Annotated in this window: 1 protein-coding gene; it reads right to left on the bottom strand. The window is 65.7% G+C overall.

Annotated features, from left to right (window positions below; all coding sequences use genetic code 11):
• Positions 1–27 precede the first annotated feature (27 nt).
• Positions 28–966, bottom strand: coding sequence for a phytanoyl-CoA dioxygenase family protein (locus WMF33_RS24975; protein WP_437322187.1), 939 nt, complete (start codon positions 964–966; stop codon positions 28–30).
• Between the last annotated feature and the right edge of the window lie 190 nt (positions 967–1,156).

Raw genomic sequence — 1,156 nt, forward strand, 5'->3', positions numbered from 1 at the left:
CGCCCAGTCCTCTCGTCGAACGCGGTGCTAGAACAGCCCCAGGCGCTCGCGCATCCGGTTCCACATCAGGAACGCCATGAAGCTGACGAACGAGGTCGCTCGCGCCGGACGCGCGCTGGCCTCGAAGCCCGCTATTTCTCCGATCGTCAGCTCGTCCTTCCCCGCGGCGTCGAAGCAGTCGAAGAGTCGACCGAAGTCGCGCCGTCCATGGGTCATCACGACCGCCTTCAGGAAGCCGCCGCGGACGAGCTCGGCGCGGCGGACCCGGGTCTCTCGGTTCATCATCCGGATCGAAACCGCTATTCGGTGCGTGTCCTTGTCCTCGGTGCGGTGGATCACGTCGCCTCGCAGCAGCAGAAGATCGCCGCGGCCGAGCTGCGGGGTCACGGCCAGCTCGTCGAGCGCATAAGGCAGGACGCCGTGAATATCGCTCGTGTTGTTGTCGTGGACGATCGTCGCGCCATCCTTCACGACGAAGCGCGTCGCGCCGCGCCCGCGGAGCCGGGCGGCGAGCTCCGGGCTACGCGCCGCAAACGCATCGAACGGAATCACGCAAAGGTTGGACCGTTCGCGCACCGGTTTCACGATGGGCACGTAAAAATTCAGATAGTCGTGGTGGTTCTGGTAGGCGAAGTACGACACCGCGTCCTGGTGCCACGCCGTCCCGATCTCACCTTCGGTCGTGAAGTAGGCGCTGCCGAACGCGCAGACCGACGCGATGTCGACCCGCACGCTGCTGGCGCCCGCGACGGCGCGCGCCATGGCCGCCAGCTTGTCGTCGATCGCGCTTCGTGCGCCGGCAGAGACTTGCCGGACTCCGTACGACGTGTCGACCCCAGAACTCGCCGCGTAGTCGGCCTCGAACCGAGCGATTTCTGCGTCGTTCAGAAACGAGCGCACCACCACGTAGCCGGTGGAGTCCAGGTCCTCGAGGCGAGCATGGGTCGGGACGTCGTGGGCGAGCATTCTTATGTCCATGTCCGCACGGCACGCGCCTCGTCACCGCACATGCCGATGATCGGCCGATCGCGATGTGACGAGTCGCGCGCCGGGCTGACATTGGAGAACAGCCAGCATGCGGACTGCGTGAGACACCATAAAGCCAACACTCCGGATCGTCAAGCCTGTTGCCGCAGAGCGCGCGTGACTGAACGGC

It is taken from the genome of Sorangium sp. So ce394, from assembly GCF_051474665.1.
In the GTDB taxonomy this organism is placed as follows: Bacteria; Myxococcota_A; Polyangia; order Polyangiales; family Polyangiaceae; genus Sorangium; species Sorangium cellulosum_D.

Bases quoted from the DNA above. Each gene is read 5' to 3' on its own strand.
- WMF33_RS24975 (WP_437322187.1), bottom strand. From the start codon at position 966: ATGCTCGCCCACGACGTCCCGACCCATGCTCGCCTCGAGGACCTGGAC.